At 53.6% G+C, this 15,842-nt stretch carries 10 protein-coding genes; 5 read left to right on the forward strand and 5 right to left on the reverse strand.

Annotated elements, in window-relative coordinates:
- Positions 1 to 79 precede the first annotated feature (79 nt).
- The 4 genes from EKM86_RS01185 to EKM86_RS01200 all read right to left on the reverse strand — a co-directional run bounded on the left by EKM86_RS01185 (position 80) and on the right by EKM86_RS01200 (position 7,035).
- Entirely contained in the window at positions 80 to 2,599 is a 2,520-nt protein-coding gene (locus tag EKM86_RS01185) for an LPXTG cell wall anchor domain-containing protein (RefSeq protein WP_164506112.1), read from the reverse strand.
- A gap of 1,127 nt (positions 2,600 to 3,726) precedes the next feature.
- The gene (locus tag EKM86_RS01190; RefSeq protein WP_125754689.1) at positions 3,727 to 4,251 is read right to left on the reverse strand and encodes a hypothetical protein; all 525 of its coding nucleotides are present in this window, start codon (positions 4,249 to 4,251) and stop codon (positions 3,727 to 3,729) included.
- 204 nt (positions 4,252 to 4,455) lie between these two features.
- Entirely contained in the window at positions 4,456 to 6,264 is a 1,809-nt protein-coding gene (locus EKM86_RS01195; protein ID WP_125754690.1) for an FtsX-like permease family protein, read from the reverse strand.
- A gap of 12 nt (positions 6,265 to 6,276) precedes the next feature.
- On the reverse strand, positions 6,277 to 7,035 hold the full coding sequence (locus EKM86_RS01200) for an ABC transporter ATP-binding protein (RefSeq protein ID WP_125754691.1): 759 nt from the start codon (positions 7,033 to 7,035) through the stop codon (positions 6,277 to 6,279).
- 310 nt (positions 7,036 to 7,345) lie between these two features.
- On the opposite strand from EKM86_RS01200, the gene EKM86_RS01205 reads away from it, so the two are divergent.
- The 5 genes from EKM86_RS01205 (at position 7,346) to EKM86_RS01225 (ending at position 14,099) form a co-directional block, all read left to right on the forward strand.
- Positions 7,346 to 8,995: an APC family permease gene (locus EKM86_RS01205; protein WP_125754692.1), complete on the forward strand. Its 1,650-nt coding sequence runs from the start codon at positions 7,346 to 7,348 to the stop codon at positions 8,993 to 8,995.
- Positions 8,996 to 9,274: 279 nt separating this feature from the next.
- The gene (locus tag EKM86_RS01210; RefSeq protein WP_125754693.1) at positions 9,275 to 10,921 is read left to right on the forward strand and encodes an APC family permease; all 1,647 of its coding nucleotides are present in this window, start codon (positions 9,275 to 9,277) and stop codon (positions 10,919 to 10,921) included.
- A gap of 337 nt (positions 10,922 to 11,258) precedes the next feature.
- Entirely contained in the window at positions 11,259 to 12,206 is a 948-nt protein-coding gene (locus EKM86_RS01215) for a diacylglycerol/lipid kinase family protein (RefSeq protein ID WP_125754694.1), read from the forward strand.
- Between the two features lie 198 nt (positions 12,207 to 12,404).
- Positions 12,405 to 13,682, forward strand: coding sequence for a GTPase HflX (gene hflX / locus EKM86_RS01220; protein WP_125754695.1), 1,278 nt, complete (start codon positions 12,405 to 12,407; stop codon positions 13,680 to 13,682).
- Between the two features lie 210 nt (positions 13,683 to 13,892).
- Positions 13,893 to 14,099, forward strand: coding sequence for a hypothetical protein (locus EKM86_RS01225; RefSeq protein WP_125754696.1), 207 nt, complete (start codon positions 13,893 to 13,895; stop codon positions 14,097 to 14,099).
- A gap of 216 nt (positions 14,100 to 14,315) precedes the next feature.
- Here EKM86_RS01225 and brnQ read toward each other — a convergent pair whose 3' ends face one another.
- Positions 14,316 to 15,710 (reverse strand): branched-chain amino acid transport system II carrier protein, encoded by a 1,395-nt coding sequence (brnQ, locus tag EKM86_RS01230; RefSeq protein WP_125754697.1) that lies wholly within the window; start codon positions 15,708 to 15,710, stop codon positions 14,316 to 14,318.
- Positions 15,711 to 15,842 lie beyond the last annotated feature (132 nt).

Consider the following 15,842-nt stretch of genomic DNA (forward strand, 5'->3'; position numbering starts at 1 on the left):
GTCAGCCGCCATGATTTTCTCGCGACTGACGCTTTTATGTTTCCTAGCACGCTGACTGAAGTGTTAAATACCTATCACGTTACGCTTTGCGATGTTTGTAGCCAACTATACTGCCAAGCACAGATAGTAAACCTAGTCCAGCTACAGCAAATGCTGGGTTTACATTTTCACCAGTTTCCGGATATTTATCGCTTGATGCTTCTCCGTCTGTCTTAACTCCCGACTTAGATGCAAGCGATACTCCGGTGTCACGAACAGACCTTTCGAAGCCAGCTTCTCTGTCTGCCTCAGCTCCGGACTTAGACACAAGTGATACTCCGGTGTTATGATCAGACATTTTGAAGCCAGCTCCTCTGCCAATCTTAGCTTCCGACTTAGATGCAAGTGATACTCCGGTGCCATGAACAGACAATCCGAAGCCAGCTCCTCCAGCCGTATCTACAAGTGAAGTCTGGACATCAGCCGGCGTATTCGCTTTGATACGATCCAACAAGGCTTCAGCTTGTTTCAGAAGCGCCTCATCAACTGTAAGTTTTACATTTGACAGACTTATGGTCTCAACAGCCTCATGAAGCTTGGCTTGGGCATTAGCTAATGCTTCGTTAGCCGATACGAGATTTGCTGCATAATTTTTTTCTTCAATTTGTGCCGACTCAAGCGCGGCTTTTGCTTCGTTAAGCACCTGCTGCGATTGTTCTCTGCTTGACGTCGCATCAAGTAGATACTTTACCTGTTTCTGAGTATCAGCGAGCTTATTTTCAGCTTCAGTAACCGCCTGATTGGCACTTAGTTTATCTGCCTGAGCAGCATTAAGCTTCACTTGCGCAACATCGACGGCTTGTCGAAGCGCCTCAGCAGCAGGGCCAGAAACAGAAGCAGCATCTACTGTTGCTTTTATTGCCTGATCAAGGCTCTTTGAAAGTACTGCAGACTTAGACTGGAGCTCAGCCTCACCCCGCTTTGCACTTGCCAGCTTGCCCTCTGCATTCGTCAGATTGACATCGGCTGTATTCTTGTCAGTTTGAGCTTTCGCCACTGCTGCTTCAAGGTCTTTCTGCTTTGCTGGCGCAGTGTCGGTGTAAATATACTTAAAAGTAAAGTTGGTCAGGCCAACAAAGTTCTTGCCTGCGCTTGGATCACTGATCAACTCATAAATTCTTTTGTATTCATCCGGGTGTGCAGTCTGATCTGGATATCCTTCCGGTCGTGTTTCCTTAGGATAGCTCACATATTGGACGACTCCACCATTCATTGGCGAATAGAGGAAAGACGTTTTCGGTTGCGCGAAAAGAACAGCGCATCTATGAAGATATTTTATGGATGTAGTGCCAGCATACTCAGAAGTCCCTGCATAAATACTGTTAGTCTCATCATACCAGTTCATTAATAAATTATAAGCCGTTTCCTGGTCGCTATGCGTTGGCTTGACGGGTTGCGCAGAGAAAAACATATTACCAATCCCGTCCAGGCCAACAAGCGCATCAGTAGGACCATTGAATCCTATCTTTTCACTCAACATATCTGAAATTTTCCCCGAAGTCCACTGATCCGGATCCGACCAGCCACTTTTTTCAGGATCTTCAAGAGGGGGAACACTAACCGTCCTGATACCATTAGCCTCGTGAAATTCATTCAGATATTGGTAGAAATACTTATAGACGTTGCTCCAATTTAGTTTGTAGTTATTGGGATCTGAATTTATCGTTACTACTTCAGAAGTGGCTGAGGCAGGGATAGAGTCTGGCCAATTGGACTGGTTGTAGGTAAATATTTCAGTCTTCTGATTACCTTGAGTATCAGAAGAGGACGCGCTCAAGGCAGCCTGTGCATTACTTAATACGGCATTTGCTTCGTCCACTGTTTTTTGCGCGTTTGTTACCGCAGCTTGTGCAGCCGCAGTATCACTTTCAGCCTTATTAAGTGCCTGCTGATTCTGGTCTAGTGCTTTCTGGGCAGCAACGACTGAAGGAGAGTTAGACACATCAACATTCTTAGTCAAAGAAGCATTGGCAGCCTCAAGCGCATTCTGCGCCTTGAGTACATTGGCCTGAGCAATCTTCAGCGCATCATCAGCATTCTTTTGCGTGAGATACGCGGCGCTTAATGTCGATTGCGCAGTTGCAAGCGTACCGTTGGCGGCATCAATAGTGGCTTGAGTTGGATGCGCGTGAACATTATCGAGTGCGATCTGGGCTTTTGCCACTTCTGACTCTGCGTTCTTAACGCTTGTACCGTCAACGGCCGCTTGTGCTGCGACTTGATTGCTGGTCGCCTTCTGCAGCTCCATCTGTGCCTCAGAGACGGCTTCATTCTCCGGAGTGACTTCCTGCTGATCGGCTACTACTCGAACTTTTGCAGCTTCAACGTCAGCCTCTCCAGCGGCGATATTTCCACTATATTCCGCTTGGCTGGCCGGTTTGTTGGTCGCCATTTGCTCATTTGCTATCGCAGCTACCGCCTCTTGCCCTGCATCTTGAGTCACACCAAGTTTAGACGAGGCCAACTTGGTACTTGCAGCATCTACAGGTACTGCCTTGGCTGTTAGCAAAGCGGCTGCCGTCATTGAAGCATAGAGTACATATTTATATTTTAGTGTCATACACTTTCTCCTCCTATGAAAAATCCCCAGGCAGAATTGAACGAACATATGTCATTACGTTTATCCGAAGCGTAATGACGTGTTTCTACAAAAATCATAAAAATTTGCACAAAAATGGCCAACTCGTTTGTAAGCCTCTCAAATCGCAGTTGCATTTATTACTAATATGCAAACTGCCCTTGATTAAACTCACTATGTACTGGTTGGCCAACCGTCTTATTAATTAGAAAACGTATAAAATAGGTATTCTAGTCTTTGCGTCAAAATTTAGCAATCCTAATTACTAGATAAGATGTGCTTTATTAATTCTTGGCGGAGCTAGTCCGTCGATGTCTCAGTCGCAAGAATCAGCTATCTTAGCAGGAGTTCCTGAATGCCGCTGTCATATGTTTGTTTCCTGATTGCACTCATATCATGAGAGCAATCATAGGCAGCACTGGCTCATTCCACTCTAGCCAGCGTTAAGGAAGACATGGATTAAGCCAGCCCATCATCAATCATTAGCTTGTGGCGGGGAAAATGGCAGTACATTTGTTACCAACCCAGTATAGTTGGCCGTGAACTCTGTGATATATGAGAGCCAATCCTAATCAAACGCGAACCAGTTCTGTCCATCACCGCAGTAAAGAAAATACGCTTTTCAGCTGTGATAACACTCACTGAAAGCGTAAACTGCTCAAGTTCACAATTTCGACCAACCAGTACCTTCCAAAAATGATCAGGGTCTGGCAGGCAAGTTCAGATAGCAATTGATTGATTTGCCACTCGATTTTCAGGTTCAGTAGCGGAGCCTGCTTTGTCACAAGCCCCCAGCAGCGTTTAATATTGAATAATTATGCTGGTGTTCATTAACAAAGACGCCTGTCGACAGATGTCTGTACAAAATACTGCGGGTCTGGGCTATCAGTGCCATAATTTTGTCAAACCTTAAGGCCATATGTCTCAGACTAAGCATGTTGCTGAGAGAATATCTGCGATTTCAATTCAGTTTGCGGTCAAATTCAACTTCGTATCACACTCTTGGTCACGACTTCCTCCAACATGCTGAAATGACCGAAAAGAATTAAACCCTGATGCTATCCTTGTCGGTAAATAAAAAGCGACCCACCGAGGTGGGTCGCGCTTAATTACAAAAATTGAGGGTGAAACTTGAAGCTGACCTCAGGATCCGGGGACAGATCGGTCAGACTCAGGTGGAAGGCGTTTTGCCGATCAAACCGTTTGGTGTTGCCGGCCACAAAGATGTACACATCCTTGGTGTTGATCTCCAGCTGCAAGGTTTCGCCGTTTTCGATTGGCAGGCACTGGGCAAAGCCGTTGAGCATCACGTACACCGTCCCACCCAGCCGATTCTTCTCGCGGGTGATGGTCAGCGTATGCGGCACGGCGAGGCGTTCTTCAGCGCTCGCATCATGCGGCTGCGCGTCAAAGCGCCGGCCGCAGACGAGGCACTGCACTTCGATGGGTTTGAAGGCGACCGGTTGCACTGAATCATCTTCCATTACCATATCCATCCGCAATTTGCGGTGCGAAAGACGCACCGGCACAAAATGGTCAGCCCCGCAGTGCGGGCAGGAAAGCCCAGCCAAGCTTGGATATGTGATCGCACCAATATCATCGATTGGCGCGAACGCCATGTCTTGCGAAATCATGATAGCCCCCCTGACTCGCCCCAACGCGAGCCGCTGTAATTTGAAAACGAGAGCTAGCATACTGCTTGCCTCTGGCAATGTCAAGCATTCGGCTCAGGCCGCATCAGAATGGGGCTGCCGGCTACTTTTTCCACATCAAAAAAGGCGGCTAAACAGCCGCCTTTCTGAAAAGTCAAATATCGATTCGTGATTGTTCAAGTCGCCTCAATCAGTCGCGATATCCTTCTGGATGACAATGCGCTCATACAGCCACACGGTCAGCAGGTAGTATACAGCATACAGCACTATGAACAACCCGAACGGCAGCAGCAAGTGACCATAAGGCTCCTGAAGCAAACCGACAAACATCTTCAGGCCAAACAGCACGTGAATTACGCCAAGTAGGCCAGGAAAGAAGAACAGGGCCCCGATCTCCTGGCGCACGGACTTGCGCAGCAGCCCAGGCCGCACCCCGATTTTTTGCAGCATCAGGTAGCGGCTTTGGTCGTACGACGCTCCACTGAGGATCTTGAACATCAAGGTCGACGCGAGCATGGCCAAGAACGCGATGCCCAGGAAGAAGCCCATGAAGGCCATCCCCGAAAAGGCGCCGTTGATCATGTCGTAATAGGTAAACTTCTGCCCGTAAACGGCGGTGCTTTCTTTGCCGTACTGGGCGACGATGGCCTTGTTCAACGCTGAGAGCTGGTCGTAGTTAGCCGTGAAGTCCTTCAGCCGCCAGGTGTGCGCAGTTTGCACTGGACTAGTCAAGGCGGCAAATTGGCTTGCGGTCAGTACGGCGAGCTGCTTGCCCTGCGCTTTGGCCGGCAAAAACTGGCCTAACTGGCTATCGTAATCGCCGCTCTTCTGAGCAAAATTGGCGGCGGTCAGCTTTGTGAATTTGACCGGCCCACGGGCAAACTGAACCACCAGCACTGGGTCACGGTCCAGTTCCGAAGCGTTGAAGTAAACGTGCTTGGCGTCTTGTTTGAGGTGGTAGTTGATCTGGGCCTTGACCCCGGTCAGCTGGCGCGCCTTGGCCATGGTGGCCGCATTCGGATCAACGACGACCGTATCGTACGCATTTTGCTTCGAGGCCAGGTCCGGGATGTCATGCTCGAATCCCAGCCCGACGGTAATGGCACCGAGGGCCAGCGCAAACAGAATGGACACGACAGCCAGAATCCGAGTGTAATCGCGAATGCGAAAACTGAGCTGGCTGAGCGTGAACGTGTGCAGGCCCTTGGCGGCAAAGCGCTTATTCTTTTTCAGCAGGCCGATCAGCCACACCAGCAGCGCATTAAACAGAAAATAGGAACCCAGCACGATGGTGACCAGCGCAATTGCGATGCCGGCCAGGACCAGCTTGGCCAGCTGGCTCATCGCCCAATACCCGATTGCCAGCAGCACCACCGCCAAAACGGCCTGAAGCCCCAGCACCCATTTTTTTGTCTTCAGCCGGTTCGGGGTCGTGGCCGCGTGCAGCAGGTCCAGCAGCGGTGTTTTAAGCAGGTTGTGCGCGTTGATCAGCGCGCCGACCACAAACATCAGCAGGAAAAAGACAAACGTCCACATGATTGCCGGCGGCCAAACCACGGAAAAATGCGTCGCAGGGGCGTGCAGCTGCGCCATTAAGACGTGTCCGGCCACGCCGGTCAGGCCCATGCCTAAGGCTATGCCGACCACGGCGGCGAGCACGCCGACCGTGACCGTCTCAATAAAAATCAACTGCGCAATTTTGCGACTTTTGGCGCCGAGCATCATGAACATCGCGTAGTCGCGCTGGCGCATACTCATCAGGAAACTGTTGGCGTAAACGATGTACACCGTTGTGATGATCACCAGCAGAACCTCCCCAAAGCCGAAGATGAACGAGGTCATCCCCACCATGGTGTTGGCGGTCAGAAACGCCTTGTTGGTTGCGAGGCTGAGAAACATGTAAAACACCGCGCTGCCGATCACCAGTCCGGAAAACAGGACCGCGTAATCGCGAAAGCGGGAGCGGATCCCGCCGAGTGCTAATTTGCGTAACATCTTCCCGCCTCCTTACTGCTGAAATGTGCCCAGGGTCGTTAAAATCTCCTGGTAGAACTGCTCCTGCGTCTTGTCGCCGTGCACCAGCTCCTGGCCGATCTGGCCATCCTTGATGAACAGGATGCGCTTGGCGTAGCTGGCAGAAAATGGGTCGTGGGTCACCAGCAGGATCGACACGTGCTGCTGGTCATTCAGCTGCGCCATCGTGTTCAGCAGCTCACGTGCGGACTGCGAGTCCAGCGCCCCGGTTGGCTCGTCGCCAAACAGGATCGCCGGCTGCTGCACCAAGGCGCGGGCGGCCGCGACGCGCTGCTTTTGGCCGCCGGAGAGCTCGGTTGGGTAGTGGTCGAGCACCGCATCGATACCCAGCTTTTGGGCGATTTGGGTCACTGCGGTCTGCTGCTGGGCACTTTTGACGTTTTGAAGCGCCATCGGCAGCGCAATGTTTTCGCGGGCCGTCAAGTTCTCAAGTAAGTTGAAGTCCTGGAAAATAAACCCGACTCGCTTGGCCCGAAAATCAGACAACTGGTTGCCCCGCAGCGCGGTGACGTCCTGGCCGTTGATGGCGACACTGCCGGAAGTCGGCCGATCCAACGTGCTTAAAATATTCAGCAGCGTGGTTTTACCGGAACCGCTGGCCCCCATAATGCCGACAAACTCGCCGGGCTGCACGTCGAACGTGATGCCTTTCAGGGCCTGATACTGCTTTTCGCCGCGCTTGCCATAAGTTTTGGTGACGTCCTTAACGCTGACGACTGGTTGCTCTGCCATGTTGATTCCTCCATTTGAGGCGAGTGCCCCCTAATTTGTCCATGCCAATATCGTAACGTAAAACGCCGCGCTGTGACCTTACGTTTTGCGGGTGGCCGCTAACAACTCTGTAAGTCGCTTAACCATTTCTCAACATATTTTCTGAAATGGTCTAGAATTTTCTGAAAAGTCGTCTAGAATTAAGCAATAGTGTCATAAGTAAACTGTGCAAATTTGCCGCGCAGTGCCCGTAAGGAGAGTGGTCATGGCCCGCAACAAAGCCCCCGGCCCTCAGTTTGCTGAACGTCACTGACAGCTGAGGAGTAATCAAATGAATAATGAATTAGACGAAAAAAATCATTACATTCCGTGGTTCATCATCGCCCTGATGGACTTCGTCACCGTGATTGGCTTTGATGATATTATTTATAATTTTCGCAATCAGGGGCTCGTCGCCCTGTTCACCTGGGTACTGATGACCTTCTTTTACGTCATCCCGTACAACCTGATTGTCGCGCACATGGGGTCGACCTTCTCTGACGAAGGCGGCGGCATCACGTCCTGGATGCGCCGGACCAACGGCGATACGGTCGGCTACTTTGCCGGCTGGTTTTACTGGATCACTGAACTGCCTTACGTTGTGGACGTGGCCAACTCAGTCATCATTTCCGCCGGCTGGATTCTTAACGGCGACGGCAACATTCAGTCGCACATGGGGAACGCGTGGTTCGGAATTCTGTCCGCCTTCGTGTTCGTGGTCTTCATCTGGCTCGAGCACCTGTTCAAGAACAAGTCGCTGGAGGTCATGTCCACCATCGGCGGGATCGCCATGTTTGGGATGACAGTGATGTTTGTCATCATGACCTTCGTCGGCCTGAAGCAGGGCCGGCCAATCGCCACCCATCCGTTCAACCTGCAAGCCTTCATGCCCAAGCATTTCTGGTCCTTCCGCTTTCTGTCCACGTTCGGCCTGTTCGTCTTCGCGATGAACGGCTCCGAAATGGCCGCACCATACACGGGCAACATGAAGCACCCGAGCCGGGATTTTCCCAAGTCCCTGAAAATGATCGCCATCATGACCATGTTCTTAACTCTGTTTGGCACCTTCAGTCTGGGCGTCTACTTTAACGCCCACCACCTGCCGAACGATTTGAAAATGAACGGGAATTACTACGCGTTTCAGCTGATCGGTCATCAGTTTGGCCTGGGCAACACGCTGCTGTACACTTTCACGGTCACGCAGCTGCTGTACGACCTGGCGCAGCTGGCCATTCTGCTAGACGGTTCGACTCGGATTTTCCTGGCCGACGTCAACAAGCGGTTTCTGCCTAAGCAGCTCACTAAGAAAAACAGTGATGGCCTGCCGATCAACGGCTACTGGCTGACCACCGCGATTTGCGGGGTCATCATGGCCCTCGGCGGCCTGCTACCGAAGATCAACGACATCTTCAACTGGCTGCTGGACCTGAACGGCATCGTCTCCCCATTTGCGACTTGCTTCCTGTTTTGGGCCTTCATGATGCTGCGGCGGCACTCCGACCAATTCAAGACCCCGGAATACACCTACATCAAGTCTGACAAGCTGGGCTTTCTGGTCGGCCTGTGGATGTTCGGCGTCACCTTCATTCTGGCGGTCATGGGCTTTTTCCCAACCGATTCAGATCCGAAGACCTTCGCCACCATGCTGACGCTAAATTTTGCGGTACCGGCAGGGATGATCATCCTGGGCTTCATGATGCCTTGGCTCGCCAAGCGGCAGCAAGCCCGCGGGGCGGCCTTCAGCGTTCGCGGCTGGCAGATCATCACCGTGCTGCTCGCGATTGGGGCGGTCGCAGCCGTCAGCTACGGCATCGATGTGCGCCTGTTTGCGGGACTTGCCGCCCTGCCTAAGCTGGCACTGGTCATTGTCTTCGACCTGCTTGCAGTGGGGCTCGTGCTGCTGATCACGCGCAACGGCCGCAAAGGCGTTAGCGCCGCGTGAAAGGATTAGTCACCATTTTAAGCCACCATCGGCCAGACGGCTGGTGGCGTTTTTGTTTAGGCTCACCCAGATGTGTCCGAGTTTATTTTCATGCGGTTCAACATTCGTGGGACAATTTTATCCAGTCACACCGGGTCCTTTATTTTAGGTGTTTACTGAAAACCAATATAGGGTAAAATGGGTAAGACAAAATTGTCTGACTTGGAGGAGCCCTATGCGCAGAAATAAAGCCCCGGGCCTTTGAGCGTTGACCGCACTTAGTCACACTCGGAGGAAAAAATGGATACTAAAGATAGAAAAGAATATATTCCATGGGTCATTGTTGGCCTGATGGATTTCGTCACCGTCATCGGCTTTGATGATATTATTTATAACTTCCAGAACCAAGGACTCGTCGCCGTCACCTCATGGGTCCTGATGACGTTCCTGTACGTGCTTCCTTACAACCTGATTGTTGCCCACATGGGCTCGACCTTCGCCGAACGCGGCGGCGGCATCACCTCATGGATGCGCGAAACCAATGGGGACACCGTCGGCTACTACGCGGCGTGGTTCTACTGGATCACCGGCTTGCCTTACGTCGTGGACGTGGCCAACTCGGTCGTCATCTCGCTGGGCTGGATCATCACCGGTAACGGCAACATTCAGGCCCACCTAGGTAATGCCTGGTTTGGGATCACCACCGCCGCGATTTTCGTGGTCTTCATCTGGATCCAACACTTGTTCAAGAACAAGTCACTGGAAGTGATGTCTACCATCGGCGGCGGGGCCATGTTCATCATGACGGTGCTCTTCGTGGTCATGACCTTTGTAGGTCTGGCCAAGGGCAACCCGATCGCCACGCACCCGTTCAACTTCAAGGCGTTCATCCCCAAGGACTTCTTCTCGCTGGGCTTCCTGTCCACGTTCGGCCTGTTCGTCTTCGCGATGAATGGCTCGGAACTGGCGGCGCCTTATACCGCGGACATGAAGCACCCGGCCAAGGATTTTCCTAAGGCCCTGAAGATGATCGCCATCATGACGATGTTCCTGACCCTGCTTGGCACCTTCTCCTTGGGCGTGTATTTCAATGCCCACCACCTGCCGAATGACCTGAAAATGAACGGCTCCTACTACGCATTCCTGCGTATCGGGGAGCAATTCGGCATGGGCAAGAGCCTGATGTACCTGTTCGCAGGGGTGCAGGGCATTTACATGCTCGCCCAGCTGGCCGTCATCCTGGACGCCTCGACCCGAGTCTTCCTGTCGGATGTGGCCAAGCGCTTCATGCCGCGTCAGCTCACCAAGAAAAACAGCGACGGCCTGCCGATCAACGGCTACTGGATGACCACCATCCTCTGCGCCTTGATCATGGCACTGGGCGGCCTGCTGCCGAAGATCAACGACATCTTCAATTGGTTGCTCAACCTGAACGGCATCGTGTCCCCGGCTTCGACCTGCTTCCTGTTTTGGGCCTACCTGATGGTCCGCATTCACCCGGAGCGGTTCCCGAAGCCAAGCTACACTTACCTGAAGAACCGCCACGTGGCCATTTTCGTCGGCGCGTGGATGCTCGGCATCACCGCGCTGCTTGCACTGCTGGGCTTCTTCCCGACTGACGCCACTGCTGATACCTTCGCGCTGCAGCTGGCAATGAACATCATCGTGCCGATCGGCATGGTCGTGCTTGGCTTCATGATGCCGTGGATCGCCAAACGCCAGCAAAGCGGTAATGCGTTCAAGCCGACCACCTGGGTCTTGATCACCATCGTGACCGACGTTGCCTTGATCGCGCTTGTCAGTTACGGCTTGGCTACCAGTATCCTGGCAAACGCACCGGTCGCCCTCAAGTGGGGCGTCATCCTTGTGATCGACATTGTGATGGTCGCGGTAACCTTGTCCGCCACGCGCAACGGCCGGCGGGGGATCGTCACGGAAGAGAACTAACCTAAATTCACAACATCACGCAAAAGCCCCTGGCAAGTTTTCTAAACACTTGTCAGGGGCTTTCATTAGGTCGCGGCGAGGACCGAACCGCACCTCGAGCCTTCACAAAAATTCAACGGCGGCGAGCGACCGGCATTGGCACCGGCACATTGGTCCGTCTGCGCGCGACCGTCAGCACAGCCACGGTACCGATGGTGAGCGCTCCTGCAATGATCAGCGTCGTGTGTAACATGGCGATTCCCCCTTTTTCTAAAGTATGCGCTGGTGAGTGCGCGCTTTTCACGTCTAACGCCTCGGCCCCAGCGTGTTACACTGGAGCTATTGGAGGGATGCGCGTATGACTTCTTACACACTGATTTACAATCCGGAGGCTGGGCGCAAAGGAGCCTCGGCAGTGGCTGAGCACATGGCCAGCCGCATCAAAGCAGCGGGCCACACCGCCCTCCTGCAGCCGACCAAAGCCCCGGGCGACGCCACTGACTTGGCCTTTCACGCCAAAAGCGAGGTGGTCGTGGCCATCGGCGGCGACGGCACGATCAATCAGGTGGCCGGCGGGCTGGTCAAGCGCCGCACCCCGCCGCGCCTAGGCATCATCCCCCAAGGCACCGTCAACAACTTGGCCAAGGTGCTGCACATCCCGCTGATGCCCGACCTGGCTCTGGTCAACCTGCTGGAAGGCACGCCGCATGACCTGGACATCGGCATCGTCAACGACCGCGTCATGATTTCAACGCTGACGCTGGGCGTGTTGGCCAACGCGGCGGTGTCCGTTTCACAAAAAGACAAGCAGCGCTTCGGACCGATTGTGTATCTCACGCGCGGTCTGCACTCACTGAGTCGCAACCAGCACTGGCACTTGAAAATCACCGGTAACGGAACGACTTGGGAGCGCAACACCAGCTTTCTTTTGGTCACCATGACTAACTCGGTCGGCGGCTTTCGTAATTTTGCTCCGCAGGCCAAGCCCGACGATGGCCTGTTCCACGTCTTCGTCGCACCAAAACCGACGCTTGGCGGGTTTTTGCTCATGCTGCCGTACTTTCTGACCGGAAACTTTGCCAAGCTGCCGGGGATGACGTACTTTGCCGCCGACAGTCTGACCATCGAGAACAAGACGCCGAATACGAAGCTCAAGAGTCGTATTGATGGCGACCCAAGCGTGGGCCTGCCCCTGCGCATGCAGGTAATCTCGGGCAAGGTTCAGGTCCTGACCAAGCCAGTCGAGCCGCTGGGCGAAAAGCTCGGTAAACTGGCCCAAGCCACGCCGCCTGCGCCGAAGGCCTGATTGGCTGGAATCGCCTAATCGTGTTAGACTGAAAGCATCTATAAGGAAAGGAGCCGACTTGCGATGCGCTTAAGAAAAGCAACGCCGACCAATGATTAATCGTTTTTGCGCTGCTTGCGAGCCGGTTTCACACGTCTGGGGAGCTTAGTGCGCCCCTTTTTTTGTGAAGTGCGGCAAGCAGTGCCCAATGGAGGATTTATGCAAGAAATACCTGAAAAAGTAATTATCGCCGGGATCTCTCGGATGCAAGAAAATTTTGACTACTCGATGCAGGAGCTCAAGGAGCTTGCCTTGGCGCGCCACTATGACGTGGTCGGCGACACGCGCCAGAACCTGGACCGGCCAACCGGCGCCACCTATTTTGGCTCGGGTAAGGTGGAAGAAGTCGCGGAACTGGCGCGCGCCAATGACGCGACCACCGTGGTCATCAACGATGAGCTGTCGCCATCGCAGCTGCGCAACCTGGAAAAGGAAATGAAGCTGCACGTCGTCGACCGCACTCAGCTGATTCTCGACATTTTTGCCTCGCGCGCGGCCAGCAAAACGGCTCAGGCGCAAGTCGAAATCGCCCAACTGCAATATGCCCTGCCGCGTCTGCACCCGTCAGCGAATAAACTGGACCAGCAAGGCGGCGGTGGTGCCGGCGGTCTGGCTAACCGCGGCGCCGGTGAAACCAAGCTGGAAATGGACAAGCGGGTGCTGAACAAGCGCATCGCCCGGCTGCGGCGCAAGCTCAAGGACGCCGACGTCGGCGAGGAAGTCCGCCGCGCCCAGCGCAAAGAAAACAAGCTGCCTGTCGTCGCCTTAGTCGGTTACACGAACGCCGGCAAGTCCACGACCATGAACGGACTGCTAGACCGCTACACCGACCGCGGCGCCGACAAGCAGGTTTTTGAAAAAGACATGCTGTTTGCGACCCTGGACACCTCGGTGCGCCAGATCAGCCTAAAGGACAACCGCAAATTTTTGCTCTCCGACACGGTTGGCTTCGTGTCCAAGCTGCCGCATAACCTGATCGACTCGTTCAAAGCGACGCTGGCCGAGGCGGCCAACGCCGACCTCCTGATCCAGGTTGTCGACTATCACGACGAGCACTACCCAGAAATGATGAAGGTCACCACCGACACCCTGAAGAGCATCGGCATCGAGAATATCCCCATGATCGAGGCCTACAACAAGGCAGATCTGCGGCCCGGCACCCGCTTCCCTGAGGAAAACGGCAACACGCTGATATACTCAGCCAAGGATCCGGCGTCGCTGGACAAGCTGGTTCAGATGATCACGGCCCGTGTCTTCGCGGACTCCGCCGTGCACACCTACCTGATCCCGTTTGACCAGGGTCAGCTCGTCGATTTCATCAACCGCGAAACCGGTGTGATCAAGAATGAGTACGTGGAAAATGGTACGAAGGTCAAAACCACCGTCAACCCGATTCAGGCCGGCAAGTTGCGGCAGTATCTGGTTGAAGAAGCCTAAGTCCCCAAACGCAATTGAATTAAGATTAAGGGCTAACTTCCGCTCTAACCGTCATAGGTAATTTGGCTTCGGCCTTACTGCCTGTGACGGTTTTTGTAAACTTTCTAAGTACAGGAGAAAGTTGATATCTGGCGTATTTTTTATGAGATAAGGAAAACATTTCACCTAGTCACATCAGTTGACGAATTCAGCCCTAAGGAGGACAACAGTGTGAGCTTATCAGAGCATCATCTCATACTGAGTGCCGGCAACTCAGATGACGGCACCATTTGGTTGGACGTGACAACCGGGCAGTTAAGCTACGAGAATTACCTTGCCATCTTAGAAATGCTCTTTGATGAAATGAGAGATGATTTGGACCTGAAACTCAACGATGAAAAATTTCAAAGTGCCATTCGTGACTTAACCAGTGGCTAACTCGTTTTGCCAATTTGCAAACAGAAAAATACCGTCACCAATGACTTTTGTTTGCCCGTTAAATCAAGCAACGCCACCATTTCGAATGACGCACCGGACACAGTCGAAAAACTCAATCTTCAAATCTTAATCTTGATGAACAACGCAAAACGGCCAGCGAGGCAGATGAAGATGCCCCACTGGCCGCTTTGCGCTTTTGGGAAGAAGCAATGAAGCCTAATCTTCGCTGTCGAGCGCCTCGTAAGACTGATCTCGCAGCGGCTGGCCGGACAGCTTAGCAATCAGCGTACCGCCGATCAGGCCGATCAGCATAAACGGCAGGAAGTCCATCGAAATGTTGAACAACGGAATGTAGGTGCTGGCAAACGCATCGATCCCCTTGAGCAGCGAAAGTGCTGGAAAGGCCGTATACAGTGAGTGCAAAGCGTCGAGGACGGCCGGGATCAAGGTCATAAAGACGGTCGTTTTGTAAATGATCGGGTTCTTGCCGATGAACGGGTGCAAGATACCCAGCACGATCAGCGCGATGGCCAGCGGGTACAGCAGCATCAGCACCGGTGTGGACAGCGTGATGATGTCATTCAGCCCGAAGTTGGCGATGATGAACGAGCCCGTGCAGGTCAGTGGCAAAAATCGCTTGAAGCCGATTTTAGGAAACCGGTGACCCAAGTCCTGCGACAGCGAGGTCACCAGACCGATGGCGGAGGTCAGACAGGCCAGCAGCGTCATCGCCGCCAGCAGCCCCGTGCCAATCAGCCCGGTGTAATGCGTCATGATTGCTGTGAACGCCGGGCCGCCATTGGCCGACAGCTTGGTAAAGTTCAGTGAGAGCACCCCCAGCGCGATCAGCAGCGCGTAAATGATTGCCTCCAGACCCATGGCCAAGGCGCCAACCTTCGCCACATCCTTCGAGCGCTGAAGCGGCCGATTAACGCCAAAGAACCCAAGCGCGGTGACAATAGTGACCCCAAAGCCCAGGCCGGCCAGCGCATCCATGGTGTTGTAGCCCTGCAAAAAGCCGTTGGTGAGGTTGCTGCCCGCCGCGGTGGCGTGCGTGGCGCGAAGCAGCGTCCCGCCGTCCCCTTTGATGAGAAACGCCGCAATGAACGCGCTGGCCAGCAACAGCAGCAACAACGGATTTAGGATTTTACCCACGTAATCGGTCATCTTCGACGGCTTGCGGGAAAAGAAGTACGCGGCGGCAAAGTAAAGCGCCGTGAACCCCAAAAGCCACCAGCGAGTATTATCTTGGCCGATGAACGGTTGGACCGCCATTTCAAACGCGACCGTTGCCGTGCGCGGAGTCGCGATCAACAGGCCCAAACTGGCGTGCGTGGCAATCAGGAAAAACAGCGCGAACCCGCGCCCGACCGGCCGGGCCAGGTGGAACATCGAATCGGATTCGGTCATCGAAATGGCGAGAATAGCCAGCAGCGGCAGCATCACGGCCGACAGCAGGAACCCCAACGTGGCCGGAAGCCAGTTGCCGCCTGCCAGCTGACCTAAATGAATTGGGAAAATCAGGTTGCCGGCGCCAAAGAACAGGCCGAATAACATAGAGCCTAAAGTGATGTACTGACGCTTGGTCAGCTTCGGATTGGTGTTTGCCATAATGCCGCCTCCAATAAAAGATTAACGAAATGAGCGAGCTAGAGAGTCCCGGAAGAATCGAGTAGGAGGTAGCCGATTAATTCGGCTACCGACCTCTCACACCACCGTACGTACGGTTCCGTATACGGCGGT

Origin of the sequence: Lacticaseibacillus hegangensis (assembly GCF_003946465.1) — a bacterium.
GTDB lineage: Bacteria > Bacillota > Bacilli > Lactobacillales > Lactobacillaceae > Lacticaseibacillus > Lacticaseibacillus hegangensis.